The sequence below is a fragment of the Hyphomonas sp. genome, assembly GCF_013823385.1.
Lineage (GTDB): Bacteria > Pseudomonadota > Alphaproteobacteria > Caulobacterales > Hyphomonadaceae > Hyphomonas.
This window is the reverse complement of record NZ_PNMA01000123.1, coordinates 1-1799: the sequence shown is the minus strand read 5'-3', so window position 1 is coordinate 1799 and position 1799 is coordinate 1. Positions and strand designations below refer to the sequence as shown.

Genomic DNA, 1799 nt, shown 5'->3' with positions numbered 1-1799 from the left:
TTAAGATGACCAACAATGGCATCATCTATGGTGCCCGCCTGCTCGAGAAGGCGCAGACATTCCAGATCACGGATCCCATTTTCCGCGCCAATCTCGACGAGCACTTTAAGCAATGCGTCTTCTATGACGTGCTGCTCGGCTTTAAGCCGATGGAAACGCTCACGACCAGCAACAATCTTTGGCGCGATATCGGGCCGGGTAGTCCGGCGCGTGCCCAGAAATTCCTTGCTCGAAGCGGGACGACAGTGACGTCGTCGATCATTCGGTGCGACGCAGCCTATGCAGCGCTTGACGCACAGTGGACTGCTGAAATCGATTCCGATCTGCCTCTGTTCGCGAAGGGTGCCTACCCCGATCTGCTCGACACCATTGCCGCGCAGCGCCTGAGAACGGACCTCGGCATCGTCGCTGGAAGCCTGCACGGGACATCGACCGATCCCTACGCCTACCTTCAGCAGGTCTCGGTCATGGACGCCTTCATGGCAGCGCGCGAGAGCTTCTCCGATGCGGGCTGGGATGCCTATGCCGCCCAGCGCGCCGACGCGCAGGCACGCAACACCTACACCTCGATCGCGCAGCAAGCGATGACCTGGGTGCCGCTCCTCGGCATTGTTCTTCACGTCGTTTTCTACGCGATGTTCCCGGTGATCTTCCCGCTCTTTCTCTTCCCGCGCACCGGCGTCACGACATTGCGCGGCTATGGGATGGGGTTCTTCTATCTCGCGAGCTGGGGGCCGCTCTATGTGGTCCTCCATATGTTCGTGATGAACCGTGCCGCCAGCGCCTACGCGGCCGTCGCGCCCAATGGGCCGACGCTGCTCGTCAGCAATGGCATCACGAACGTGAATAATGACATCGCCACGATTGCCGGCTTCATGATGATGAGCGTGCCTTTCATCGCAGCAGGTATGGCGCGCGGCGCGATGGCGATCGCAGGCCAGGCGACATCGCTGCTCGGTCCGGCACAGGCTGCGGGGCAGGCTGCAGCCGCCGAGCGCACGCTCGGGAACTATGCTCTCGGCAACACCTCTTTCCAGAACCTTAGTGCGAACAACAGCAGCCTCAACAAGCACGATGACACGTTCAGAGTTGCTTCCGGCTTTGGGACGAGCTCCTTTACCGGCAGCAATGGCGTGATCACCAATGGCTTTGCGGATGGGTCGTCCGCCTTTGATGCCCGCCCGGCGATTTCGAGCTTCGCGACCACGCCGACGCGGACGAGCAGCTTCGAGCAACGGATCAACCAGACGTATTCGGAGGGTCAGTCGAACGTAGATCGGCTGAGCCGGGAGGCATCCGAAAGCTGGTCGGCTGTCGCAAGCAGAGGCACCGACCTGATGAAGACGGCTGAGCGCCGTGCCTCGAGCGGCACCGAAAATGGGTCTGGCATCGCCAGTAGCATCAGCCGGATGAACACAGTTAGCGACAATCTCGCCTCCAAGCTGTCGACCACCTTCGGGTTTTCAGAGGCTGAGAGCCGTGAGATTGCCAACTCATCTAACGTAACAGGGAGCGCGGATGCTGGCATCCATGCCGCTGGTACCTTGTGGCAAGACAAAGAAAATGGACATGCGCTTACTACGAAGGGGGATATCAGCGCAAAAATTGCGAGCATCGTCCAAGAGACAACTGGCCGTCGTGTTACAGCCGATCAGGCTTACAACGAAGTGCGGGACTTCGTCAGAAGCGAGATCAATTCCGAGGAAGCTCGTTCAGCGCGAGACAGTTTCAGCCGAGACACGAGTTCGATCACCAATTCTACCGGGGAATCGCTCACAGAGCGCCTCGGGGCGAGCATC

At 59.7% G+C, this 1799-nt stretch carries 1 protein-coding gene; it reads left to right on the top strand.

What is annotated here, in order from left to right:
• The coding region (locus tag C0456_RS20335) for a conjugal transfer protein TraG N-terminal domain-containing protein (protein ID WP_291056464.1) at positions 1-1799 on the top strand (1799 nt) is incomplete at both ends.